This is a genomic window from Salibacterium lacus, assembly GCF_042684865.1.
GTDB classification, from domain to species: domain Bacteria; phylum Bacillota; class Bacilli; order Bacillales; family Marinococcaceae; genus Salibacterium; species Salibacterium lacus.
Genome location: NZ_JBHUML010000002.1, coordinates 1,651,875 through 1,674,873, shown reverse-complemented (window position 1 = coordinate 1,674,873; position 22,999 = coordinate 1,651,875). Strand labels below are relative to the sequence as shown.

21 protein-coding genes are annotated in these 22,999 nt (G+C 49.6%); 10 read left to right on the top strand and 11 right to left on the bottom strand.

Annotated features, from left to right (window positions below; genetic code table 11):
* The first annotated feature begins 53 nt into the window (after positions 1 to 53).
* From ACFSUB_RS09405 to ACFSUB_RS09395, 3 genes are all read left to right on the top strand, one after another.
* Complete coding sequence (locus ACFSUB_RS09405; protein ID WP_090926404.1) at positions 54 to 1,253, top strand: quaternary amine ABC transporter ATP-binding protein; 1,200 nt, start codon at positions 54 to 56, stop codon at positions 1,251 to 1,253.
* Positions 1,246 to 2,094: an ABC transporter permease gene (locus ACFSUB_RS09400; RefSeq protein WP_380712936.1), complete on the top strand. Its 849-nt coding sequence runs from the start codon at positions 1,246 to 1,248 to the stop codon at positions 2,092 to 2,094. The genes ACFSUB_RS09405 and ACFSUB_RS09400 overlap by 8 nt, the downstream gene beginning before the upstream one ends.
* A gap of 89 nt (positions 2,095 to 2,183) precedes the next feature.
* Entirely contained in the window at positions 2,184 to 3,173 is a 990-nt protein-coding gene (locus tag ACFSUB_RS09395) for a glycine betaine ABC transporter substrate-binding protein (protein WP_380712935.1), read from the top strand.
* An 80-nt stretch (positions 3,174 to 3,253) separates the two neighbouring features.
* Here ACFSUB_RS09395 and moaD read toward each other — a convergent pair whose 3' ends face one another.
* From moaD to ACFSUB_RS09355, 8 genes are all read right to left on the bottom strand, one after another.
* A complete protein-coding gene (gene moaD / locus ACFSUB_RS09390; RefSeq protein WP_380712934.1) occupies positions 3,254 to 3,487 on the bottom strand; it encodes a molybdopterin converting factor subunit 1 in 234 nt (77 codons plus the stop codon).
* The gene (locus tag ACFSUB_RS09385) at positions 3,480 to 3,938 is read right to left on the bottom strand and encodes a molybdenum cofactor biosynthesis protein MoaE (protein ID WP_380712933.1); all 459 of its coding nucleotides are present in this window, start codon (positions 3,936 to 3,938) and stop codon (positions 3,480 to 3,482) included. Before ACFSUB_RS09385 ends, moaD begins: the two co-directional genes overlap by 8 nt.
* Positions 3,925 to 4,461, bottom strand: a complete 537-nt coding sequence (mobB, locus tag ACFSUB_RS09380; protein WP_380712932.1) for a molybdopterin-guanine dinucleotide biosynthesis protein B — start codon at positions 4,459 to 4,461, stop codon at positions 3,925 to 3,927. The genes ACFSUB_RS09385 and mobB overlap by 14 nt, the downstream gene beginning before the upstream one ends.
* Entirely contained in the window at positions 4,422 to 5,714 is a 1,293-nt protein-coding gene (locus ACFSUB_RS09375) for a molybdopterin molybdotransferase MoeA (protein WP_380712931.1), read from the bottom strand. Before ACFSUB_RS09375 ends, mobB begins: the two co-directional genes overlap by 40 nt.
* Positions 5,711 to 6,763, bottom strand: a complete 1,053-nt coding sequence (locus ACFSUB_RS09370; RefSeq protein ID WP_380712930.1) for a ThiF family adenylyltransferase — start codon at positions 6,761 to 6,763, stop codon at positions 5,711 to 5,713. Before ACFSUB_RS09370 ends, ACFSUB_RS09375 begins: the two co-directional genes overlap by 4 nt.
* A 15-nt stretch (positions 6,764 to 6,778) precedes the next feature.
* Positions 6,779 to 7,795, bottom strand: coding sequence for a GTP 3',8-cyclase MoaA (gene moaA, locus ACFSUB_RS09365; protein WP_380712929.1), 1,017 nt, complete (start codon positions 7,793 to 7,795; stop codon positions 6,779 to 6,781).
* A 205-nt stretch (positions 7,796 to 8,000) separates the two neighbouring features.
* A complete protein-coding gene (locus tag ACFSUB_RS09360; protein WP_380712928.1) occupies positions 8,001 to 8,240 on the bottom strand; it encodes a DUF362 domain-containing protein in 240 nt (79 codons plus the stop codon).
* A gap of 425 nt (positions 8,241 to 8,665) precedes the next feature.
* Positions 8,666 to 9,082 carry a single-stranded DNA-binding protein gene (locus tag ACFSUB_RS09355; protein WP_380712927.1) on the bottom strand — a complete coding sequence of 139 codons (417 nt, stop codon included), beginning with the start codon at positions 9,080 to 9,082 and terminating at the stop codon, positions 8,666 to 8,668.
* 460 nt (positions 9,083 to 9,542) lie between these two features.
* Here ACFSUB_RS09355 and ACFSUB_RS09350 point away from each other — a divergent pair, with 460 nt between their 5' ends.
* From ACFSUB_RS09350 to ACFSUB_RS09330, 5 genes are all read left to right on the top strand, one after another.
* The gene (locus ACFSUB_RS09350) at positions 9,543 to 10,520 is read left to right on the top strand and encodes an S-layer homology domain-containing protein (RefSeq protein ID WP_380712926.1); all 978 of its coding nucleotides are present in this window, start codon (positions 9,543 to 9,545) and stop codon (positions 10,518 to 10,520) included.
* Between the two features lie 30 nt (positions 10,521 to 10,550).
* Positions 10,551 to 11,429: a UTP--glucose-1-phosphate uridylyltransferase GalU gene (gene galU / locus ACFSUB_RS09345; protein WP_380712925.1), complete on the top strand. Its 879-nt coding sequence runs from the start codon at positions 10,551 to 10,553 to the stop codon at positions 11,427 to 11,429.
* A gap of 324 nt (positions 11,430 to 11,753) precedes the next feature.
* The gene (locus tag ACFSUB_RS09340) at positions 11,754 to 13,973 is read left to right on the top strand and encodes an S-layer homology domain-containing protein (RefSeq protein ID WP_380712924.1); all 2,220 of its coding nucleotides are present in this window, start codon (positions 11,754 to 11,756) and stop codon (positions 13,971 to 13,973) included.
* Between the two features lie 82 nt (positions 13,974 to 14,055).
* A complete protein-coding gene (locus tag ACFSUB_RS09335) occupies positions 14,056 to 14,256 on the top strand; it encodes a hypothetical protein (protein ID WP_380712923.1) in 201 nt (66 codons plus the stop codon).
* Positions 14,249 to 14,515: a hypothetical protein gene (locus ACFSUB_RS09330; protein ID WP_380712922.1), complete on the top strand. Its 267-nt coding sequence runs from the start codon at positions 14,249 to 14,251 to the stop codon at positions 14,513 to 14,515. The genes ACFSUB_RS09335 and ACFSUB_RS09330 overlap by 8 nt, the downstream gene beginning before the upstream one ends.
* On the opposite strand, the gene ACFSUB_RS09325 is transcribed toward ACFSUB_RS09330, so the two are convergent.
* Both ACFSUB_RS09325 and secA2 read right to left on the bottom strand, forming a co-directional pair.
* Positions 14,512 to 15,435 (bottom strand): accessory Sec system S-layer assembly protein, encoded by a 924-nt coding sequence (locus ACFSUB_RS09325; protein ID WP_380712921.1) that lies wholly within the window; start codon positions 15,433 to 15,435, stop codon positions 14,512 to 14,514. The two genes, ACFSUB_RS09330 and ACFSUB_RS09325, sit on opposite strands and share 4 nt — an antisense overlap.
* On the bottom strand, positions 15,435 to 17,804 hold the full coding sequence (secA2, locus tag ACFSUB_RS09320; RefSeq protein WP_380712920.1) for an accessory Sec system translocase SecA2: 2,370 nt from the start codon (positions 17,802 to 17,804) through the stop codon (positions 15,435 to 15,437). The genes ACFSUB_RS09325 and secA2 overlap by 1 nt, the downstream gene beginning before the upstream one ends.
* A gap of 287 nt (positions 17,805 to 18,091) precedes the next feature.
* Here secA2 and ACFSUB_RS09315 point away from each other — a divergent pair, with 287 nt between their 5' ends.
* Positions 18,092 to 19,528: an S-layer homology domain-containing protein gene (locus ACFSUB_RS09315; protein ID WP_380712919.1), complete on the top strand. Its 1,437-nt coding sequence runs from the start codon at positions 18,092 to 18,094 to the stop codon at positions 19,526 to 19,528.
* A gap of 442 nt (positions 19,529 to 19,970) precedes the next feature.
* Here ACFSUB_RS09315 and ACFSUB_RS09310 read toward each other — a convergent pair whose 3' ends face one another.
* The gene (locus ACFSUB_RS09310) at positions 19,971 to 20,798 is read right to left on the bottom strand and encodes a tetratricopeptide repeat protein (protein ID WP_380712918.1); all 828 of its coding nucleotides are present in this window, start codon (positions 20,796 to 20,798) and stop codon (positions 19,971 to 19,973) included.
* A gap of 398 nt (positions 20,799 to 21,196) precedes the next feature.
* Between ACFSUB_RS09310 and ACFSUB_RS09305 the strand changes: the two genes are divergently transcribed.
* Positions 21,197 to 22,858, top strand: coding sequence for an N-acetylmuramoyl-L-alanine amidase (locus ACFSUB_RS09305; RefSeq protein WP_380712917.1), 1,662 nt, complete (start codon positions 21,197 to 21,199; stop codon positions 22,856 to 22,858).
* Positions 22,859 to 22,999 lie beyond the last annotated feature (141 nt).

Genomic DNA, 22,999 nt, shown 5'->3' with positions numbered 1-22,999 from the left:
AATTACTGATTAAAAAAAGAATCTGGCTATATCAAACAAAGAGGTGGAAGATAGTGCCCGTTATTAAAGTAGAAGACTTATCAAAAGTATTCGGAAGGCACCCTGAGCGAGCACTAAAATTGTTAGACGAACATAAGTCTAAGGATGAAATTTTAGAGCAGACAGGGAATACGGTCGGGGTGAACCGAGCGTCGTTTGAAGTAGAGGAAGGCGAAGTATTCGTCATTATGGGTTTGTCCGGCAGTGGTAAATCAACGCTTGTCCGGCTTTTGAACCGCTTGATTGAACCGACAGAAGGCAATGTTTATGTGGAAGAGGAAAACCTTGCCACCATGGATAAAGAATCCCTCCGCAAAATCCGCCGCGAAAAAATGAGCATGGTATTTCAACGTTTTGCGTTGTTTCCACATAGAACCGTACTTTCCAATACGGAATTCGGCCTGGAAATCCAGGGTGTTGACAAAGAAGAGCGGCGTGAAAAAGCAGAAAAAGCACTGGAACTCGTTGGTCTGGACGGCTACATGAACCAGAAACCGGGACAGCTTTCCGGAGGGATGCAGCAGCGTGTCGGGCTTGCCCGCGCCCTGACAAATGACCCCCAGGTGCTCTTAATGGATGAAGCATTTTCGGCACTCGACCCACTCATCCGTAAAGAGATGCAGGATGAGCTGCTGGACCTTCAGGAAACGATGCAGAAGACCATCATTTTCATTACCCACGACTTGGATGAAGCGCTTCGGATCGGCGATCGTATCGCTCTGATGAAGGATGGTTCCATTGTACAGATCGGCACGCCGGAGGATATCCTTGTTAATCCAGCCAACGATTATGTAGAAAAATTCGTGGAAGATGTGGACCGTTCGAAGATATTGACCGCTGAACATATTATGAAACGTCCGGAAACAGTTGATATCGATAAACACGGCCCCCGTGTGGCACTGGAGAGAATGCGGGAGGAAGGTCTTTCGAGCATTTATGTTACGGACCGCAGACGTGTACTGAAAGGGTATGTAACCGCTGATACAGCCTCGGATGCCCGGAATCAAGATGTACGTAACATTAATGATATACTCAACACTGACGTTCCTACGGTAGATAAAGACACACCTTTAAACGAGATCTTTGAACAGATTTATGATTCTCCGGTCCCAATTGCGGTAGTAGAAGATGGAAAACTACTTGGAGTGATTGTCCGTGGCGCCGTCATCGGTGCACTGGCAGGAGAGAATGGAGTGACGACAGAAAATGCTTGACTTTATGGAAAATGTTCCACAGATACCGCTCGCTGAAGGGGTAACCTGGCTGACAGATACAATTACAGATATTTTTTCGTTCATTTTTGAACCAATTCAGGAACACTTCGGCAATTTCATGGAAAATACTTCGAATTTCCTGGCTTCCGTTCCACCAATTATTGTCATTCTGCTTGTTGTGATCGGCGCATTCTTCGCCAGCGGAAAGAAATTCGGACTTGCCGCCTTTTCGCTGGTCGGGCTGCTGCTTATTTATAACCAGGGAGCCTGGGAACAACTGATGTCTACATTTACACTGGTTCTCATTTCCAGTCTGTTGTGTGTCATTATTGGTGTTCCCTTTGGAATTCTCATGTCCAAAAGCAGAATCGCACAAAGCATCATCACACCGGTTCTGGACTTCATGCAGACGATGCCGGCCTTTGTTTATCTGATTCCGGCGGTTGCCTTTTTCAGTATTGGAATGGTACCGGGTGTTTTTGCATCCATCGTCTTTGCGACGCCGCCGACCGTTCGTTTTACGAACCTTGGTATCAGACAGGTGTCGGAGGAACTTATTGAAGCTTCCGAGGCTTTTGGAAGCACCGGTTCCCAGAAGCTGTTTAAAGTAGAGATGCCGATGGCCAAACAGACCATCATGGCAGGTATTAACCAGACGGTGATGCTCGCCCTTTCCATGGTTGTTATTGCCTCCATGATCGGAGCACCGGGGCTTGGAAGGGATGTTCTTTCCGCCCTGCAGCGTGCGGAAGTCGGATCAGGGTTTGTGGCAGGTCTTGGTATCGTCATTCTGGCCATTATTATTGACCGCTTTACACAAAGCTTGAACACATCAAAATAAAAGGCTTCATGATTTTATGACTACGGTGGATACTTTTCATCATAGAAAAGTTAACCATATATATCACTATTAAGGGGGACATTTTAACAATGTTGAAATTTAACTGGAAACATCTAGGTCTTGCTGCTGGTCTTTCAATGACACTGGCAGCCGCAGGCTGCGGCAGTGGAGGAGAAGAAGAATCGGGTGACTCCGGGGGAGAATCCGGTGGATCAGAGGAAGAACAGACAGACAGTGAATCCGGCGGTGAAAGTTCGGAGGACAGTTCGAGTTCCGCTAACTATGGGGAAGAAATGGATTACCAGATTACTGGTATAGAAGCCGGATCCGGCGTTGTAGGAGCATCGGAAGAGGCTGTAGAAACGTATGACAGCCTGGCCGGATGGGAAGTGGCTACTTCTTCCAGTGGTGCGATGACTACAGCTTTGGGAGAAGCCATTGACAATGAAGAGCCAATCATCGTAACAGGCTGGAGCCCACACTGGAAATTCCAGGAGTATGACCTGAAATACCTCGAAGATCCGGAAAATGTATTCGGTGACGCTGAAAATATCAAGACAATGGTCCGTCAGGGACTGGAAGAAGATATGCCAAACGCATACACAGTTCTTGATCAGTTCCAGTGGGATGAGGAATCCATGAACAGCGTTATGCTTGAAGTCCAAAATGGTGCTTCTCCACAAGAAGCAGCGACGTCCTTCGTTGAGGAAAATCAGGACATGGTTGATTCCTGGACAGAGGGTGCTGAAGAGGTAGACGGCAAAGAAATTGAACTCGTTTACGTTGAATGGGAGACAGAAGTTGCTTCTACTCACGTTGTAGGCGAAGTTCTTTCCAACATGGGATTCGAAGTAACCACAACTCCGCTTGACAACGCAGTAATGTGGCAGTCCGTTGCCGGTGGAGAAGCAGACGGCATGGTTGCTGCGTGGCTTCCGCTGACACACGGTGATCTTTATGAAGAACATAAAGACAGCCTTGAAGACCTTGGTAATAACCTGGAAGGTGTACGCACCGGTCTGGTTGTTCCGGAATACATGGATGTTGATTCCATCGAGGACCTAACACCAGCTGAATAAAAGCCGACGATAAAAAAGGAGCTCACCCGATTTGGGATGGGCTCCTTTTTTGTAATCAACGCTGCAGTGTTTACCGGTACTTATCCTCCGCTCACCGGCGGGATAAAAGCGATGGTGTCGCCGTCTGCTATGACCGCATCCTCGTTTGTGAATTCTTCATTCCGCGCGGTCATCGTACGATTCAATCCGGTGAGGCGGTATTCTTCGTTGAGCCATTCTTTCAGTTCCCTGATGGTGCATCCGGCCTTTTCCACGTGGAGGCTTTCCCGGCCGGCTTCTTCCTGGAGACGGGCGAAAAATAGTATATTAATCATGGAGCGGGGGCCCTCCTTTTGAATAGGGGTGTGTTTCAAGTTGATCTCCAACCCATGCGGTTCCGTCTTCCCAGTATTCTTTTTTCCAGATCGGTACCAGCTCCTTGATACGTTCTATGATATATTCATTTGCTTCATAAGCAGAACGACGGTGCGGGGAAGAGACGGCGATGACAACAGCGGTTTCTGTAATATGAAGTTCACCGACGCGGTGGGTGATGGCTGTCCGGGTGTCCGGCCATCTGTCCTGCACCTCCTGCCCGATTCTTTCCATTTGTTTTACCGCCATACTGTGGTATGCTTCATACTCCAGTTTCAGTGTCCGGCGGTCGTTTGTCCATTCCCGGACGGTGCCGCTGAACGTTACCACAGCTCCGGCTTCCGGACGTTTCACTTTACCCGCTACGGCATCGGCGGCAATCGGATCGGTCGTTATTTCAAAGAGAGCCATAGTTGTCCGGCACCTCCATTTCGTTCAGGATGAAAGGAAGATAATGCTCTTCGTCGTGTGGTAGAAAACAGGGGATATCCGTATCTTCCTCCAGGGAGTCAGGGGTGATTACGCAGATGATACGGCTGCATTCATGGAGCAGGGAACGGTCGCTGCTGTTCCGGAGCAGCACTACCTTTGGATAAGATTCCTGTTTATATCCTTCCACAAAAATGATACCAGGTTCAAAGAACTGATAGAACGCGAGCAGTTCCGGCAGGGTCCGGCTGGTATCCGCGTCCATCTGCAGCTGGCCGGCTCCTGATGCCGCGGTGAGGAAAGCTCCGGCCTGATGATGGCGCATATTGTCTTTTGGACGGGAATCCGGTGGTTTTAAAGGCTCCGCGTGGCCGTGATGTTTCAAAGCCGCCGGCTTCATACCATACCGGGCGGCGCGTTGAATCAGTTTTTCCATGAGTGTCGTCTTTCCGCTTCCTTGGAATCCTACGACCTGTAAGACCGGACAATGTTGTCCCATGGCCATTCACTGCCTTCCATGGAATGAAGGAGTAATACATCCACTTCCATTCCTTTTTCGTATCCTCTTGTTCCCCCGGGAAGGGCAATCAAAGCTGATGCGTCAGACAGTGAGGTAACCGAGCTGGATTTATCCAGACCGGCCGGATACGCTTTCCAGCTCCCATTTTCCTCTTTCAGCTCTGCCCGCACAAACCGCATAAATGGATTGGGTTTGGGAAAATCAGTTCCGAGCAGGGCTTTCATTTTTTTCAGGTGCGGAGCGGAAAAACCAAGGAATTTTCGGATAACCGGCCGCACAAACAGCTCAAATCCTACATAGCAGGCGGAAGGATTCCCTGACAATCCGTAAATCAGCTGTGAACCAAGCGTTGCAGCCGTGGTGACACTTCCAGGACGCATGCCTACTTTATTGAAATGGACCGTTGCCCCAAGTTCTTTTAAAATATCCGGGATGTAGTCATAATCCCCGACAGATACCCCGCCGGTGGTGAGAAGGATATCAACGGAACGGAGCGCTTCCTTCACAGTGGAGAAAGTTTTCTCAAAATCGTCGGCCACGGTGCCGAAAGACACAGCTTCTCCCCCCGCTTGTTCGATTTGAGCCATAATCATATAGGCGTTGCTGTTTCGTATTTTTCCAGGTTCCAGTGGTGCGGTGATAGGAAGCAGTTCACTGCCGGTTGCGATCACCCCGATGCGGGGACGCTGGACAGTAGGGACCTGCCCGTAACCGAAGGAGGCTAGAACCGCCGTTACACCAGGATGGATGAGTGTTCCGCGTTGAATGACGGTCGTGCCCTGCTTGGTGTCTTCTCCCTGGAATGAAATATTGTCATGTTTTTGAAACGGTCGTTTTACTTCAACGTATTGACGGTCTTCTTCTTCGTATTCATGGGCCAGTTCGAGCATGACGACGGCATCGCAGCCGCCGGGAATCGGAGCCCCGGTCATAATCCGGACGGCCTGTCCCTTTTCCACCGTTCCACCGAATATGGTTCCGGCGCCGATGTCGCCTATGACGTGGAGTGACACCGGATGTTCGCGGGAGGCTTCCGTGGTATCGCGTGCCCGTATGGCAAATCCGTCATACGGGGAGCGGTCGAATGGCGGGACATCATGGTCCGCCTGGATATCCTGCGCAAGAACACATCCACCTGCGTCTTCCAGAGCGGTCCACTCCGTTCTGCCTTTCACCGGCTGCTCCATGATTTTTGCGACTGCTTCCTGCACAGGCAGCGGGTTTCTTTTTTCCATCATGTTTCCGGCTCCTTTTCTGCGGTATAAGCCGCTGTTTCAATGTAATGACGATAGACGGCTTCTGCTTCGTCCGGGTTGTTCGTTCCGTGGATCAAAATGCGCCCGTCGGTGAAAATGGCCAGCCGCAGTGACGGCAGCAGGCAGGTGAGCAGGTGTTCATTTTTTTTCACTTTGCCGTGCTGTTTAAGATGCTCTTCAAGCATCAGAAAGTCGTAATGAACCTCCTCCCCGGGATTAATATGTACTGTGTTGCTGCCGCATAAGGTGCGGATGCTGGAACGGGCCGTTTTATTCAGGTGAGGGTGCTCTGGTACAGTGCCACAGGACGGGCAGTTCTGATTTTTCATGGAAGAAAAGCCAAACTGCTGCTGGGTGTTATTCCAAATATCAAACAGGACGAGCTTTTTGTGAAGGGCTCCGGTGTTTCCCGTTAACAGCTTCATCACTTCGGCTGTCTGAAAGGATGCCGTCATCTGCACTGCCGGGCTGATAATGCCGGATGCCTCGCAGGTCATCGCCCCGTCCGGCATCCCCTGCATGAGACAATACAGGCAGGGAAGCTCTCCCGGCAGGAAAAGGCAGCTCATTCCAAAGCTCCCGGCAGCCGCTCCAAACACCCATGGCACTCCGTGTTTTTCCGCGGCATCGTTCAGGATAAAGCGGAGATCAAAATTATCGCTGCCATCAACCATAACATCACACCTCGGAGCAAGTTTGTCGAGCTGATCGGACCCGGCATCGATAACATAAGTATGAATGTTCACCGCAGAATTGATTTCCAAAAGCCTCTCTTTTGCAGCTTCTGCTTTAGGCACAGAACCATCCGCATCACGTTCTGCATACAGGTTCTGGCGGTGGAGATTAGAAGGTTCCACGATATCCCGGTCGATCAGTGTAACAGCTCCGATACCGGCACGGACGAGTATTTCCGCACAGGCACTGCCGAGGGCGCCGCAGCCCATAATCAGCGCGTGCGAAGAAGAAAGCCGTTCCTGACCTGCTTTTCCAATGGGCGCGAATTGTTCCTGTCTGCTGTAGCGGTATTCCATCCGGCTGCTCTCCTTTCACCCGCCGATATAGGACATTTCAATTTTCCGGCGGTTCCGTACTGTTTCTTCGGTCCGTTCTTCTGAATAACGGTCGCTGCGCAGCTGCCATATGGAAGAAAGCCGGTCTTCAAGTCCCGCTGTATCCGGCTCCTCCCCGAGGAAAGGGCGGAGGTCATGTCCGTCTTCTGCGAAAAGACAGGTATACAGCCGGCCGTCCGCTGAGATGCGGGCCCGGGTGCAGCTGGAACAGAACGTATCGGATACCGAGGAAATGAAGCCGACTTCGGTATCGGTTCCGTCGTACCGGTATCTGTTGGCGACTTCTCCGAAATAAGCATCTTCGACAGGGTGCAGAGGAGCCAGTCCGGTCAATTTTTCGTATATTTCTTTTTTAGGAACGACGTCGGTGAAATTCCAGCCGTTGCTTGTGCCGACATCCATATATTCAATGAAACGAAGCGTGACCCCCTGTTCTTTAAAATAACGTGCCATGGGAAGTATATCTTCGTCATTGGCTCCGCGCTGGACGACCATATTCACTTTCACCCCAAGTCCTGCTTCCTGTGCAGCCTCAATACCGTTGAGGACCGCGCGCGGCTTCATATTTCTGCCGTTCATCTTCTGAAAAATGTGCTCAGTCACAGCATCCAGACTGATGTTCACGCGGTCCAGTCCTGCCTGTTTCAGCGCTTCGGCCTGTTTCACAAGAAACACACCGTTCGTTGTCAGGGCGGTATCCTTTATGCCCGGCAGGGAGGAGAGTTTCTCGATTAAGGTGGGAAGATCTTTTCGCAGAAGTGGTTCTCCGCCTGTTATTCTTAATTTTTCGACACCGAGCATTGTGAACGAGCGCGCAAGTGTTTCAATATCGTCAAAAGATAATAGTTCCTTTTCTGTCATGAAGGGATAATCGTCCCCGAAGATCTCTTTTGGCATGCAGTAGGTGCAGCGGAAATTACAACGGTCGATGACCGATATCCGTAGATCCCGAAGCGGCCGGTTTCTTGTATCTGTTACTTGTTGTTTATCCAAGCTATCCCTCCTGCTCACCCGTATGTTTTCATCATTTTAACATGAATAAGAAGACCAGACAGGGTGATAGAGTGTAAAAATGAGGATTGCTCGGAAGAAAATCTGACAAAGCAGCACAAAAAAGGGGTGGCTGCACCCGCAGGCTCATTAACCGTAAAAAAGAGACATCCACGGTGGATGCCCCTTTCTTTGGCTCTATGACGTTTTATGTCGTACCGAAAAACTGCTTTGCCTTTTCAAGGAAAGGTTCTGTTTCAGGTGTGAGTTCTGTATCTTCCACAATCGCTTCTACCGGACATACGACAATGCATGCCCCGCAGTCGATGCAGACGTCCGGATCGATATAGTACTGATCCTGCCCTTCTTCAATACAGTCCACTGGACATACGTCTACACAATCTCCGGACTTTTCGTCCTGGCATGGTTGAGTGATTACAAATGCCATACGTTCCACCTCCTTATAAATTAACCCGTGTCCGACCCTGCTTGAGCCTTTCCGGCCGGCAGAGGAAATAGTTTAACTATTCTTCCCATTATATATCCTGACTGTTTTTTGTTCAAACCAGCCGCGAACAAAAAAAGGGAACGGCCGCAAAGTAATGGTTCTCCGGACTCCGGGTGGTATCAGTAATGTGTTATTCTGAAAGGGAAGGCATTGTGCCGGACAAGCATCCCTTTGTCTCCATTTTAACAAATAATCATTATAATTCCGATATAAAAGTATAATCAAAAACCGGGAATTTTGTGAACGAATACGTGCAGAAACACCGCTGAAACGGGGTTTTCAGCGGTGTGAAGAGGAAGAATAGAGGAGAAATTCCGAAGAAAGACAGGGGTCTGCTTCAGTGAAAAGCAGGACGGATACCGGGGTTATGTTGTTTTTGTCATGGCGGCAGCTTCGGACGGATGCACCGGTGTGAGCGGCTTCTCTTCTCTGTTTGCAGGAGATGGACGTGTTTCAGAGGAACCGTTTAATTTCAGAAAACGAACCTGATCCGCGTTCACTTCCACCATCTGTACTCTTTTTTGGTCTTTGTTTTCATAGATTCTCGTATTGATTCTTCCGGTTACACCAACGAGTGCTCCTTTGTGGCAGTAAAGGGATGTATTTTCCGCCTGCTTGCGCCAAACGGTGACGGGGATAAAGTCCGCATCGATGTCACCGTGCATGTTCCGGAACGAACGCTGCACAGCGAGTGTGAAATTGCATACTGCGGTTCCGTCTTTTGTATAGGTAAGCTCAGGGTCACGGGTGAAACGGCCGACCAGTGTCACATTGTTAAACATGAATGACCTCCTTTTAGATGGGTTTGAATCCATAATGAGGGTAATGACATAGCATATTCCAGTATCGTGCGCAAAAAAGCTGATGGGGCGGACGCTTCTTTTCATGAACAGATACCTGCTGTTATGGCGGAACATACTTCCTTTTTCATGGTTCAATCAGGAACACAGTTGTTAATGGAAAAAGAATGTAGAGGGGAAGCATAAAATATCGGGGGCTTCCTGAGATGGGTGATAAAATAACTAAACCTACGGTCCTCCTTTCAACTGAGATTATTATAAATATACCAGATTTTTCGAAAAAAACCACAACAATGTTTCGACATAATCCGCCTTTCCTGTGCTGCTTCTCCTATTTTGGTACATGGATGGTAGCCATGAAGAAGGAAAGCACGGTATAATAAGGCAGAAGAAAATGTCAGGAGGTGGATGAGAGAGTCTGGAATATCAGATTCCAATAATAATGGGTAATAATAAACAAAGGAAAAAACCAGCACTGCTTCGTATGTTTACAGCTGCGTTTGCCGGTGGGGCGGCTGCTTTTCTTTACATAACAATACCCGCCGATGCAGCTGGATTCACAGATGTGGACAATGGCTACTGGGCCGCTGAAGAGATTCAATGGGCAGAGCAGGAAGGCCTGATTCACGGATATGAAGACGGCTCGTTTCATCCGGGAGACGATATGACAGAAGCGCAGTTTTCTGTCATGCTGACAAGGTATTTCGACATGGAAACCGGTACTCCCTCGGAGCTGCAGCACTGGGCGCAGCCCGCCTATGTAACGCTGTCTGAACATGAACTGAGGATGCCCGGTCTGCGTGATAATGCTGTGAAGAACCGGGCCGTGACAAGAGGGACGGTGGCTAAGGTCATTGCTCAGTCCCAGGCCCGTGAACCCGGATTGAAGGAAGCAGCAGCCTGGATGTTTGAAGAAGGTCTGACAACAGGGCGCCAGGACGGAGAAACACAGACAGAGCGCTTTGATGTGAATGGTAAGCTGACAAGAGCCCAGGCTGCGGTATTTTTAAAGCGGATCGATGACAATGGTCATTCGGTGTGGAGAGCCGAAGAAATGGTGGATCTCACGTCTGAAGGATCCAACCAGTATACCGAAATGGTCCGGCCGCTTTACAGAGAAGCCGGTGTCACCCTTTATGCCAGGAATGACAACAGTTTTGGTACAGCCAATCAGGAATTCTATCATCTGTACCAGGCCTATCAGGGTGAAATGAGAGAATTTGCGGTGGCAAGAACAAGCAGAGCGAACTTTGAACTGGCGGCGCAGGCAGCAGAAAGACTCGGTGCACCGGCCGATGCCAAACGCATTCTGCAAGGTATAATAGAAGCAGATGAAAGTGGCAGCACACAGACGGCGGGTCAGGTGGAAATCACACCGCGCCCGAGTGATGTCTTTCTGGTATGGGATGAACAGCAGTAAAAACAGCTCATAGAACGGAGAGTGATACGTGTGAAAGTAAGAAAAGCGATTATTCCGGCAGCTGGTCTTGGCACCCGTTTTCTGCCGGCAACAAAAGCACAGCCGAAAGAAATGCTGCCGATTGTGGACAAGCCGACTATTCAATATATCGTAGAAGAAGCGATGGAATCGGGAATAGAGGACATTATTATCGTAAGCGGCCGCGGGAAACGGGCGATTGAGGATCATTTTGACAAATCTTACGAGCTGGAGGAAACACTGGCTCAAAAGAAAAAATGGTCACAGCTGGAAGAAGTCCAGGACATATCCAATATGGCTAATATCCATTACATCCGTCAAAAAGAACCGAAAGGGCTGGGTCACGCCATTGCCTGTGCCAGCCGGTTTATCGGGGATGAGCCGTTTGCCGTACTGCTCGGGGATGACATTGTTAAATCGGAAACGCCGTGTCTGAAACAGCTGATCGAAACGTATGATGCCCACGAGTCTTCTGTGGTCGGTGTGCAGCAGGTTCCTGATGAAGAAGTGTCTAAATACGGCATTGTAGAACCGAAGGGACAAGAGGATGAAAACGGTGTTCTTCAACTTGCGGATTTAAAGGAAAAACCGGCACTGGACGAGGCTCCGTCGAATTATGCGATTATGGGGCGGTATGTTCTGCGTCCGGAAATCTTTGATATCCTGCACAACCTCGAACCAGGTTCAGGTAATGAGATTCAGCTGACCGATGCAATAAAGGCGCTGAATCAGAACCAGGACGTTCTGGCCTACCAATTCGGCGGCATCCGCTATGATGTCGGAGATAAATTTGGATTTGTCAAAGCTACTGTCGATTTTGCCCTTGGACGGGAGGATTTGAACGAACCGGTCCGTTCCTACCTGGAAGACGTCCTGCACAAAACCAAATAACCACCGCTTTTGCCCGCGCCGGCAGTCTGCTGCAAGAGGCGCGTACAAAATGAGACAGTATAGTAGAAAAGACGAAGTACGGGAAGCGGTCCCTGCTTCGTCTTTTCGCGCAGGCGGTATTTTCACTGCGGCGGAGCGGCTGCCTTCCCTTCTTTTTACAAAAGACAGGTGTGGTAAAAGGTTATCAACAGACCCGCTTGAAGGTTCGACCTTTTTTCCTAACTTTTGGGGTTTGGATTGACACGCTCCACCAATTGGAATAATCTACAATTAGCGTGATGTTCATAGCTTCATAGAATAAAACACAGGAGAGGATTATACATAATGAAAATAAAGAAATACATGACCCGCGGAATCGTGTCCATGGTGTCCGGGGCGCTGTTTTTTTCAGCTGCCCAGGGAGCAGGGGCTTCTTCGTTCCAGGTGGGACCGGGGGTATCATATGAAAGCGATGACGCGACCGGCGCTGACATTCTTCAGGTAGATTTGACCGAAGAATACAGCAAGCTCGATGTCAATGTGCCGGAGCCGCTTGATCAGCTGCGTACCACGTCCCAGCAGGCGGAAAATAACACAAGAAAAGGGAATAGAGTCATAGGCGCGGTGAATGCTTCTTTCTTCGATATGGGATCGGGTTCGACTCAGCTGCCTTTCAGTATTATAACGAAAGACAATGAAATCATCAGTTTTGGACGTATCTCCAATTCCAGAGAACATTACCGCAGTGAACCGATCGTTTTTGGGGAGAAAAGGAACGGGAAGGCAGCCATCGGCCAGTATGATGCCAATGTGTCAGCAAAAGTGAATGGATCGTCTGTGACGGTGGATAATATCAATACACAGCGTCTGGACAATGAAGCTGTTCTTTTCACCTCCTCTTACATTAACAATCGTACCGGTACGAATGAGTACGGTATGGAAATTGTTGTGGAGACGGCATCCGGCAATCCGGGAAGTTTTTCGTTCGGGGACGAAATAAGCGGATCGGTGACAGATATCCGTGCTTACAATGAAGCAGGAAATGCTCCGATTCCGGAGAATGGATTTGTCCTCTCCGCCCGCGGAGACCGGTATGACCAGCTTCAGAATGTGAGCATAGGAGACGAAATTACAGTAAATGCTTCTATTAATGATAAGTGGAAAGATGCGTCTTTTGTGCTCGGAAGCGGGCCGCAGCTTGTCCGTAACGGCGAACTTGCCATTACGATGAATTCGGACAGCTGGCGGTATACATCCAAAACGGAACGTACCGCTGTAGGTGTGGATGAAAGCGGAGATAATGTCTACATGGTTACGATGGACAGGGCGAGCATCCGTGATATGGCGAAGTACATGCGTGACATAGGTGCCGAGCGGGCGCTGAATTTTGACGGCGGAGGTTCTTCGACGATGGTGGCCCGGCAGCACGGGGACGGATACGCAAGTGTCATGAACGAGCTCTCCGGCGCGGAACGCCGCGTTTCTTCCACGCTGCAGGCCGTCAGTACAGCACCGCGGTCGCCGCTTGATAAGCTGATTCTATCACGAAACGATGGAGTCCTTCTCACCGGCCATCAAATGAATGTTTCGACAGTTTACGGAATGGACGAGTATTTTAACCCTATTGACGTGAGTACGGCTGATATTACCTGGAACTTCAGCAGCAGCGCCGGAAGTATGGAAGGCACAACGTTTACAGCTGAAAACGCCGGCGAAGGCCGGATTCAGGCCAGTGTGGACGGGAATCAGGTTGGCTCTACCGGCGTGAGTGTGACGGACAGCTTTGACACATGGAACCTTTCTCATTCGGAACTGAATGTGAACACCGGTGAATCGGTCCGTCTTTCTGCTGATCCTGCGCTGTCGGACGGCCGCAAACTGCTGTTTGACAAAAGCCGGATCAACTGGAGCGTACAGGGAGATGTCGGATCAATAGACAGCAGCGGTCATTTCACCGCTTCCGGGGAAAGTGCATCCGGAAGTATTACAGTAGAACTGGCCGGCAATTCTTTTGATATACCGGTTCAAGTAAATGCGCCGTCTGCATTTAACGACGTGCCCCGTGATTACTGGGCCTCCGGCAGCATTGAATACCTGGCGGGCCGTGGTATCATTAATGGATACAATGATGGAACGTTCCGCCCCGGGGGAGAACTGAAACGCTCCCAAGCTGCAAGCATGATGGTCCGCGCCTTTGATCTGGAGCGCGGAGACCGTCCGTCTCCTGAGTTTTCCGATATAACAACTGACTTTCATGCCTACGAGGACATTGCCGCGGTCGCGGATGAAGAATTGATGCGTGGCAGCGGGGATACATTCCGTCCAAACGGACAATTGACTCGTGCTCAGATGGCTGTCATTCTTGTCCGGGCGTTTGACCTGGAAAATGAGAGCAGCAGTAGTTCCTTTGATGATGTAGATGAAGATTACTGGGCGCACGGCGCTATCGAAACACTTGCCTCCTACGGCGTGGCCCGCGGCAGTGACGGCAGTTTCCGTCCCGGCGAAGCCGTCTCCAGAGCTCAATTCACCGTCTTTATGGAACGGGCACTGGAAGATTTATAAGATGGAAAAAAGCTTTCTCCTAATAGAATAGGGGAAAGCTTTTTTATTGGGTCACATTTTCGCTGTGGCAGGGGGGAGGTAATTGATCGATAAATTTGGAGAATCGATCGAGAAACCTAGAGAATCGATGCAGAAATCACGCAAGCCCACCAGAATCAATCGAGAAAAAAGAGAATCGAGCGATAAATCCGGAGAATCAATCAATAAAAACTGCGCTCCGATTGATAGACCCGGCTCCTCAATGGATCCAGGTTTCTTTCTGCAGTCGAGGATCGATGAATAAAAGTGGAGAATCAATCGAGAAAAGGCGGGAATCGATCGAGAAATCGAAAGAATCGATCAAGAAAATCGGAAATGGGAGGAGAATCGATCGAGAAACAAGAGAATCGATCAATAAACCCCGAGAACCGATCGAGAAAATGCAAAGAGCAATTGATAAACTTGGGGAATTGAGCTGGAAACACCAAAACCCCGGCAGAAATCATCCAGACGTACAAAAAAACCGGGAGATGCGCGCTGCATCCCCGGTTTCAGCGATTTAATGAGCTGTATTTTTCTGAATCGGATAGGCTTTCCAGCTGCTCAGGTCAATATCGTCTTCCTGAACCATGCTGCTTGGGAAAATAAAGGTCCAGGGTTTGCTTGTATTGGCTTTGACACCGAAATCATTCATTGTGAAGCCGCCTTTTGCTACGGTGGTACCGCCGGCGTCTTCGACCTGAAGCGGAATCTGTTCCAGTGTTACATTTTTCTCACTGCCGTTGCGGATGAGAAGCGTCACATGGAGATCGCCGTTGTCTTTCTGGACGGCTTTCAGTCCCATGAAATTTACTTCACCCGGTTTCGGAGGATCGAGCCGCTCCACCATGTTCTGCAGTTCATGCTTGTCTTTTTCTGCAAGAGACTGTTCCCAGCTGTTCTGAAGATCCAGACTGTGTTTGCGCGAAGATGGTTTCAGCTGAAACGCAAGCTTCCATCCTTCCGACGGAATGTCGGTTGTGAACAGTTCCTGATCACTGAACGTCATGTTCCAGGGCCGGCTGCTGTACGGCGGAATGTCCCCTGCTTCTTCAAGATCCATGGTTTTGCGGCCAAGCACCTGCTCGGAACTGTCGAGAAGTACAAGTGTCGTTTCGTGCAGCTTAATGGTTTTATTCAGGCTGCTGCGGATAAAAGCCGATACCTCAACCGAACCCTGTTCCTCGTTTTGCTGCAGACTGATGCCCGAAAGCGAAATCTGGTTCGGCGCAAGAGGCGGGCATTCCATATTCAGAAACTGAAAGGAATACTGATCCTCTTTGGATACATCCCATTCTGGATGAAACGAAAGATCCGTGTCGATCTGTTTTTCCCGGCCTTCGGTGTCACTTGTTTCATTCAATAGTTCTTCGGAGGAAACGGTTGATTCATTTCCTTCCATTTTCGGTTTTCCGTCTCGTTTTTTACGAAAAAAAGGAAGCATTATTTTTTCACCTCTTCCGGTAAAATCAGCGGGCGGATGAGTTTGGATAAATGAACGGAAGCATCCTGTTCAATTAAATCATACATACGGGAAAACAATTCATAGCCTTCCCTTGTATAAACCCGCATCGGATCTTCCTGCCCGTAACTGCGAAGTCCGATGCCCTCTTTTAAGCGGGTCATTTCTTCAAGATGGCTGAGCCAGTGCCGGTCGATGTTGGTCAGCAGCACTTTGCGGGCCTGGTTCTGGACACCTTTGCGTTCACGGAGCTGTTCCACTTCTTCAAGGAAGGCAGCGGTTTTTTCTTCGACAAGCTCCATGATATCTTTTTGATTTTCCGCCTTCTTAGGGAGCTGGATGCCCGGGGTTACGATGATGCGGTTGAGTCTGGTTTCAAGTGCCCGCAGATCCCATTCTTCCGGTACATATTCATCCCCGCAGTAGGATTCCACAAGCTTTTTCGTGCTGGATTTGACGATATTTATCCAGGATTGCAGCGGATCATCGCTCTCCAGTACTTGATTACGCAGCGTATAGATGACGCGGCGCTGTTCGTTGGCGATGTCGTCCAGTTTTAATGTGAATTCACGCAGCGATGCATTCGCGTTTTCGCACATTTCCTGAGCCCGGTTAATAATGGTGTGGGCGTCATCATTTTGCACGACGCCGTTCTCGTCGGTTTTTAGTTTTTCTTTCAATCCTTCAATATCCTCTTCCCCGAAGCGGAGCAGCATCTCATCTTCAAGAGAGACGTACATCTGTGTTTCACCGGGGTCGCCCTGCCGCCCGGAACGGCCTTTCAACTGATTGTCGATCCGTCTGTTTTCATGACGTTCCGTGCCGAGTACAAAGAGACCACCGGCTTCGGCTGCTCCCTCGCCGAGCATAATGTCGGTACCGCGCCCGGCCATATTGGTGGCGATGGTAACCTGGCCTTTCTGACCGGCAAGAGAAATCAGTTGAACTTCGCGTTCCACACTTTTGGCGTTGAGAAGCTCATAAGGCACTTTCCGGTCATCAAGGTAACGAGCCATCGTCTCTGACTGAATGATGGAAGTCGTGCCGATCAGCACAGGCTGTCCTTTTTCATGACGCTTGGAAACTTCCTTGGCAACTTCCCGGTATTTGTCTTCAGCTGTCGCAAAAATGAGGTCGTCCCGGTCTTCCCGTATTCTCGGTTTATTGGTTGGAACCTGGATAACATCCATCCCGTACAGGTTGCGGAATTCTTCCTCTTCTGTTTTGGCTGTTCCGGTCATGCCGGAAAGGGCCGGGTACATCCGGAAATAGTTCTGAATCGTGATCTGGGCCTGGGTTTTATTCTCCTCGGTAATTTCAAGTCCCTCTTTAGCTTCGAGTGCCTGGTGAAGACCATCGCTGAACGTACGGCCTTCCATGATGCGACCGGTATACATGTCAACGAGCTTGATCTCCCCTTCTTTCACGATGTAATCGACATCGCGTCTGAACATGACACGGGCGCGCAAAGCCTGCAGCACGAAGTGATACAGGGTATGGTGCTCGAGGTCATACAGGTTGTCGACCCCAAACGCGCGCTCGACCTTTGTAATACCAGGATCGGTCAAGCTGACAGAACGTGTAATAGGGTCAAACAGGTAGTCTTTTTCCGGGTCAAAACTACGGGCCATTTTGGCGCAGATTTGATAGAGTCCAGGGTTAACTTCGGTTTTTCCGGCAATAATCAACGGTGTTTTTGCCTCATCGACAAGAACACTGTCGATTTCGTCGATAATAGCAAAATGGTAGGGACGCTGTACTTTTTCAATCGTACTCTGCACCATATTGTCTTTCAGGTAGTCAAAACCGAACTCGTTACTCACGCCGTATGTAATGTCTGCTTCATAGGCTTTACGTTTCTCGTCTTTGGCGAGCTTTGGAACGTTCAGGCCGACGGTCAAGCCGAGAAATTCATGCACCTGCCCGATCAAATCACGGTCACGGCGGGCCAGGTATTCGTTGACGGTAATGACGTGAACGCCTTTTCCTTCAAGTCCGCGCAGGTAACTTGGCAGGGAAGCGACAATCGTTTTTCCTTCCCCGGTCGCCATTTCCGCGATATCACCGTCATTAAGTGTCAGTCCTCCGAGAAGCTGAACATCAAAATGACGAAGCCCTATAATTCGCCGGGACGCTTCACGTACGACGGCGAAGGCTTCCTCTGTGATGGACGACAGTTTTTCCCCTTTGTCGAGGCGGTCCCGGAACTCTGCGGTTTTCGCCTGCAGCTGTTCATCACTCAATTGTTCTATTTCCGGTTCAAGCTTGTTGATCCGTTCTACTACTTTGTTATATTTTTTCAGTCTTCGTTGTTGTTCGTCTCCAATGATTTTTTTCAAAGAAGCTAACATGCCGCGCTCTCTCCTTATTGATCCCGGTATAAACATCCGTGACATTCCGTTTGAAAAAGCAATCACGGATAGCTGAATCCCCGGTCGGGGGATGTTCCGAAGCAGACGGCAGAGAGCCTCCGCGGGTGGAAGATCCCCATTCCGCCTACCTTCAAAAAAGTCACTTCCTCAGTATATCATTAAATCCCCGATTATTTCATTAATTCTTAGGCACGAAAATAAATAGGAAGATTCAGGATTTTCTGCTATAATAAGAGGTAGATAGATACATAGAAAGGGGAGGAACGATGAAAAAGTTTATAACAGGTCTGGCTCTTGCCGGCAGCATAACGGCAGCTGGAACAGCCGGGGCTGCAGAAGAGGAAGGAAGCGGCTCAGACGAGCAGGCATTGTCTTTTAAGGAAAAGAAGGAACTGTTGACAGAAGCCGCACTGGAACATGACATTCCTCCCGAGATTGTTAAAGCGATTGCATATGAGGAAACCGCTATGCGGCAGTTTGATGAGAATGGGAACCCTGTCATGAACCAAAATGAAGACGGGGGCGTGGGCATCATGCAGGTGACTCTGGATGAAAATGATCTGGAGGACCGCAGCGTTGATCAAGGCAGACTGGAACAGGACACGGCTTATAATATTGAAGTCGGGGTCGATCTTCTGAACGAAAAATGGAACTGGGCAGGTTCTGTCCTGCCGACTGTGAATGACGGCAGTAAACAGGTGCTTGAGAACTGGTATTTTGCCATTCTTGCCTACAACGGCCTCGACCGCCGCAATGATCCGGCGGAAGGAGAAAGCGTGTACCAGGAAGACGTTTACGGTGTCATTGAAAACAACAGTCTGCTCGGCAGCAGCCAGGTTGATGTTCCGGAATGGAACGCAGTATATCAGGACGGAGAAGACCGTATCCGGTTTGAAGAGCAGGAAGTAAAAACAGATACAAAAACACGATCTACTCAGATGGCCCGGAGTGGAGACAATATTTACACGTACGCGGAAGATTCCGGTATGCAGGTAAATTACCGGGAAGGACCTTCAACAACGGCCCGCACGGTCGGGGGTATTTCTCTTTATACACCGCTTGAGGTGGAAGGAGCAGCGGCCCATGACAACAGCCCGACCAATCATTTTGTGTACTATCCGGTCCATTACGCAGATATCCGTGATGGTTACATGGCCAGTGCCTATGCCCGCAGCGGCAGCATTACCAACTTTTATGACGTCCGGAGACAGCCGTTAATAGAGGCTGTCGGCTACCTGGAAGTGCGTGGTATCTTGAGCGGGTATCCAGGTGGAGAGTTCCGGCCGAATGAGTCGATTCTCCGCCGCCACGCCGCTTCCATGATGGTGGATGCGCTGAACCTGGAAGCCCCGGGTGATTACGAGCTGCAGGCTGCTGATATGGAAGCGGGAGACCTCGGCTATGATGCGATGCGTATTCTGGAGTACAACGGAATTATGACAGGTAGTAACGGGAATATCCGTCCAAATGAGAACATGACGCGTGCACAGACGGCTTCCATTCTGGTTTCGGGTTTTGAAGAAACACTGGAAACACCGGCGGATTCTCATTCCTTTGAAGATATCGGGGAAGATTTCTGGAACTATGAAGCAATCAACACCCTGTATCATAACGAAGTCACCACCGTGGAAGCTTTCCGGCCGAATGAAGACCTGAAACGGTCCCAGTTTGCGCTGTTTTTGAAGGCGGCGATGACGGATTAAACAGAACCGTTCTGCGGCAGCAGAATAGGGCAGGTACCAATCCGAACGACTATTCGGAGTGCTGCTTTAAGCGCTCGATATCGTTCGGATTTTTTTATGCTGTATGATCCCCTATCACACCGGCATATTGAAAGGGAGATGCAGCTGATCACGATCCTTCAAAAAGCTTGAGAGAGGAGCTTGTGGACATTGGGAGGGGGGAGTAGAGCCCGTAGTGTCCACGGAGTCGGGTTCTCTGGACACTATGAGTCTATCGCAAAGAAAATAGTGGCTCCGCCCCGGCCGCCGGCAGCCACTACCGACTGGATTCAATGCCCTAGTGTCCATGGAACACCGCTTCACAGCTGATGGACGATGAATTTTTCCATAAAACAAGCTCCCGGTTATCACATTCGATAACCGGAAGCTTTTTTACTCATCAGAGACTGCTGGTGCCGTGTTGTTACGATTCCCCTTCGATGGAGGAGTCGAGATAGTTTTTGTAAAGCTGATAGGAGTCGTCGCCGTAGTTATTAAGAAATTCGGAGGTAGGCTCAAAGGCGCGGGTGACAGCTTCCTGTTCGCCCTGCGTGTCTCCCATCTCCGCATACACCTGGCTCATCCGGTAATAATGGGTGGGATTTTCGGAATCGAGAGCGGTCAACGTTTCATACCGCTGCAGACTTTCCTGATAATCACCGGCAGCACGGTAAGCCTTCGCCAGCGCAAGCAGCAGGTCCCGTCCGGGTTGTTCATTGTTTTCTTCCATCTGCTGTTCCAGGTCAAATAGAAGCTGCGTTCCTTTATCCACATTATACCCGGATTCAATCAGTACGTTGGCATAATCAATCAGATTCTCTTCACTTTCGGGATTCAGCTCATACTGCTGCTGCAGTAATGACGCAGTGTCTTCCACGAGAGCCGTGGCGGGGTCATCATTCTGCTCAATGTGGGCCTGAAGGGCTTCGGTATAGCGCTGGGAATAAGCAGCGGCCTCCTCTTCCTCTTCAGCCTGAAGTTCCCGCAGATAAATAATAATTTCATTAAAATTTCCGTTTTCAATTTCTTCTTCCATAATACTGTTGACGTTGCTTTCCGACAGCTCGTCAAGCCGGAAACGTTCGGCGAGCTCCTGGAGCGTTTCCGTGTCATAAACAAAGTTCTCATCGTCATAGGCGTACTGCTGGGTGTCGATCCGCTGTTCCTCTGCCAGATGCTGGTTCATGCCGTAGGTAGAGCATCCCGACAAAACGATCAACGCGCCAAACATGCTGATTACATATTTTTTCATGTTTATATCACCTGATTTTCAAGGTATGAGCGTCCGCATGAAGCAAACGCTGATGTCATTTATGTTAATCATAACGTCTTTATTTTATATGAAAATCGGGAGAAAAAAAAGAACAGAAATTACCATGTACATTACAGTAAGATCACATTTGTAACAGTTGTGTAACCTGAGACGCTAGTATTTTACCATTTTCTATCTTTTCGTGAAATCTGCTAGTCTCCGGGGTGAAGTCATGATATTCTATGGAGCAGAAGGAACGGGTTGGATAAAGATGCCGGACTCTTCATATGTCTGGAACTTTTTCATGAAAACAAGTACTTCACCATTCAAAGGCATTCCCTGGACGAAGTACAACAATCACAGCAATGGGGAAAACAACAGAGAGGAGGAACAGGTCTTTGAAAAATAATATATTAGCAGGGCTTGCGTCTGCCTTGATTCTGACTGTTCTGCCGGTAGCAGGTGGAAACACAGCGGAAGCAGTCGATCGGTATTCCGACGTCGGGTCCGGTCACTGGGCGGCGGATGAAATTGAGTATCTGGCAGAAGAAGGGGTAGCAACCGGTGATGCCAGCGGAACCTTCCGGCCGAATGAATCTCTGACAAGGGCACAGGCTTCGATTATGATAACCAACGCACTGAATGAGCAGGCACCGTACGCCGGTTCCCCGTCATTTTCAGATGTAGACGCTGGTTACTGGGCTTATGACAGCATCGAAAGAGCAGCACAGCTCGATATTTTTCAAGGCAGTAACGGACACTTCAATCCAGGTGGCAATATTGAGAAAGCACAAGTCGCAGCAGTAACCGCCCGTGCGTTTTTTGGTGAGGATGCCGAAAATGCAGCAGGATCGGTTGATTATGAAGATATAGATAATGATTTCTGGGCAAAAGGGTACATAAAAACCCTCGTTGATCAAGATATCATAGAAGATTCAGGACAGTTCAATCCCAATGAAGCTGCAACACGGGCTGAGTTTTCCGCCTACATCGCCAGAGCGATGAATGGGGATATTCAAGATGGAAACGATGGCAGTCAGGAACAGCCTCAGGAAGAAACGGACAGCCGCGTACTCTATGAAGGTGTTGTTGATGCCGATACGCCGCTGAATGTCCGGAGCGGTCCCGGAACGGAAAACGGTGTGCTGTACACCCTTCAGGACGGCAGTACCGTTGATGTACATGAACGTACCGGCAGCTGGCTGAAAATCGACGGCCACGGTGGTGAGGGCTATGTTCACGGGAACTATGTCACCAATGTGGACGAGGTGGATTCGGACCAGGACAACACAAACAGCTCTGCCGAACCTATTTTGGAAGGCAAAGTCACCGCCTCCACCCTGATGGTCCGGGAAGGCCCGAGTGCATCCAATGATTCGCTCGGCCGTCTCAGCCGCGGCGAGACCGTGAAGATTTATGAAGAGACCAACGGAAGCTGGGTCCTCATTAAGTATAACGGTGACTGGGCCTACACCCACAGCGGTTACCTGGATGAACGGGAACCCGGTGAGAGCGGCATGGCAGGTAAAACCATTGTCATAGATGCGGGTCACGGCGATCACGATCCAGGCGCCCAGGGTAACGGTATTATCGAAAAGAACATTGTTCTTGATGTGGCGCTCCGTGTGCAGTCCAAACTCGAAAATGAAGGTGTCAATGTTGTCATGACGAGAGACGATGATACCTTCGTCAGCTTGAGCGGCCGGGTGAATATCGCTGAACGCGCGGATGCGGACTCCTTTGTGAGTATCCACGCCAATGCGGCAACGGCCTCTGCCAACGGAGCCGAGACATTTTACGACGGCAGCCACAGAGCAAGAGAAAGCCGTGAACTTGCCCAGTCCATCCAGGACCGGCTCGTTCGGGAAACAGATATGAATTACCGCCGGGTCTCAAACACCGGGTTCTACGTCATCCGTAATACGACGATGCCAAGTACACTTATTGAACTTGGTTTTGTCACGAACACCCATGACGCCAACCGGATGAAACAATCCGGCTATGAGAACAAAGCGGCACAGGCAGTCGTAAATGGTATCGACGACTATTACAGTTGGTAACTGCCATGCAAATCCCCGTTCGGATGAAAGATTAAACATCCGAATGGGGATTTTTTTGTTTCTATTTGCAGTTCTGTACTCCGGAGTACGAAGAACGGCTGCGTTTCTACCTGATTCGCAAAAAAGGTTCCGATTATCCTT

Coding starts and splice junctions, on each gene's coding strand:
- ACFSUB_RS09400 (WP_380712936.1), top strand. CDS start 1,246: ATGCTTGACTTTATGGAAAATGTTCCACAGATACCGCTCGCTGAAGGG.
- ACFSUB_RS09395 (WP_380712935.1), top strand. CDS start 2,184: ATGTTGAAATTTAACTGGAAACATCTAGGTCTTGCTGCTGGTCTTTCA.
- moaD (WP_380712934.1), bottom strand. CDS start 3,487: ATGATTAATATACTATTTTTCGCCCGTCTCCAGGAAGAAGCCGGCCGG.
- ACFSUB_RS09385 (WP_380712933.1), bottom strand. CDS start 3,938: ATGGCTCTCTTTGAAATAACGACCGATCCGATTGCCGCCGATGCCGTA.
- mobB (WP_380712932.1), bottom strand. CDS start 4,461: ATGGCCATGGGACAACATTGTCCGGTCTTACAGGTCGTAGGATTCCAA.
- ACFSUB_RS09375 (WP_380712931.1), bottom strand. CDS start 5,714: ATGATGGAAAAAAGAAACCCGCTGCCTGTGCAGGAAGCAGTCGCAAAA.
- ACFSUB_RS09370 (WP_380712930.1), bottom strand. CDS start 6,763: ATGGAATACCGCTACAGCAGACAGGAACAATTCGCGCCCATTGGAAAA.
- ACFSUB_RS09360 (WP_380712928.1), bottom strand. CDS start 8,240: ATGGCATTTGTAATCACTCAACCATGCCAGGACGAAAAGTCCGGAGAT.
- ACFSUB_RS09355 (WP_380712927.1), bottom strand. CDS start 9,082: ATGTTTAACAATGTGACACTGGTCGGCCGTTTCACCCGTGACCCTGAG.
- ACFSUB_RS09350 (WP_380712926.1), top strand. CDS start 9,543: ATGGGTAATAATAAACAAAGGAAAAAACCAGCACTGCTTCGTATGTTT.
- ACFSUB_RS09340 (WP_380712924.1), top strand. CDS start 11,754: ATGAAAATAAAGAAATACATGACCCGCGGAATCGTGTCCATGGTGTCC.
- ACFSUB_RS09330 (WP_380712922.1), top strand. CDS start 14,249: ATGAATAAAAGTGGAGAATCAATCGAGAAAAGGCGGGAATCGATCGAG.
- ACFSUB_RS09325 (WP_380712921.1), bottom strand. CDS start 15,435: ATGCTTCCTTTTTTTCGTAAAAAACGAGACGGAAAACCGAAAATGGAA.
- secA2 (WP_380712920.1), bottom strand. CDS start 17,804: ATGTTAGCTTCTTTGAAAAAAATCATTGGAGACGAACAACAACGAAGA.
- ACFSUB_RS09315 (WP_380712919.1), top strand. CDS start 18,092: ATGAAAAAGTTTATAACAGGTCTGGCTCTTGCCGGCAGCATAACGGCA.
- ACFSUB_RS09310 (WP_380712918.1), bottom strand. CDS start 20,798: ATGAAAAAATATGTAATCAGCATGTTTGGCGCGTTGATCGTTTTGTCG.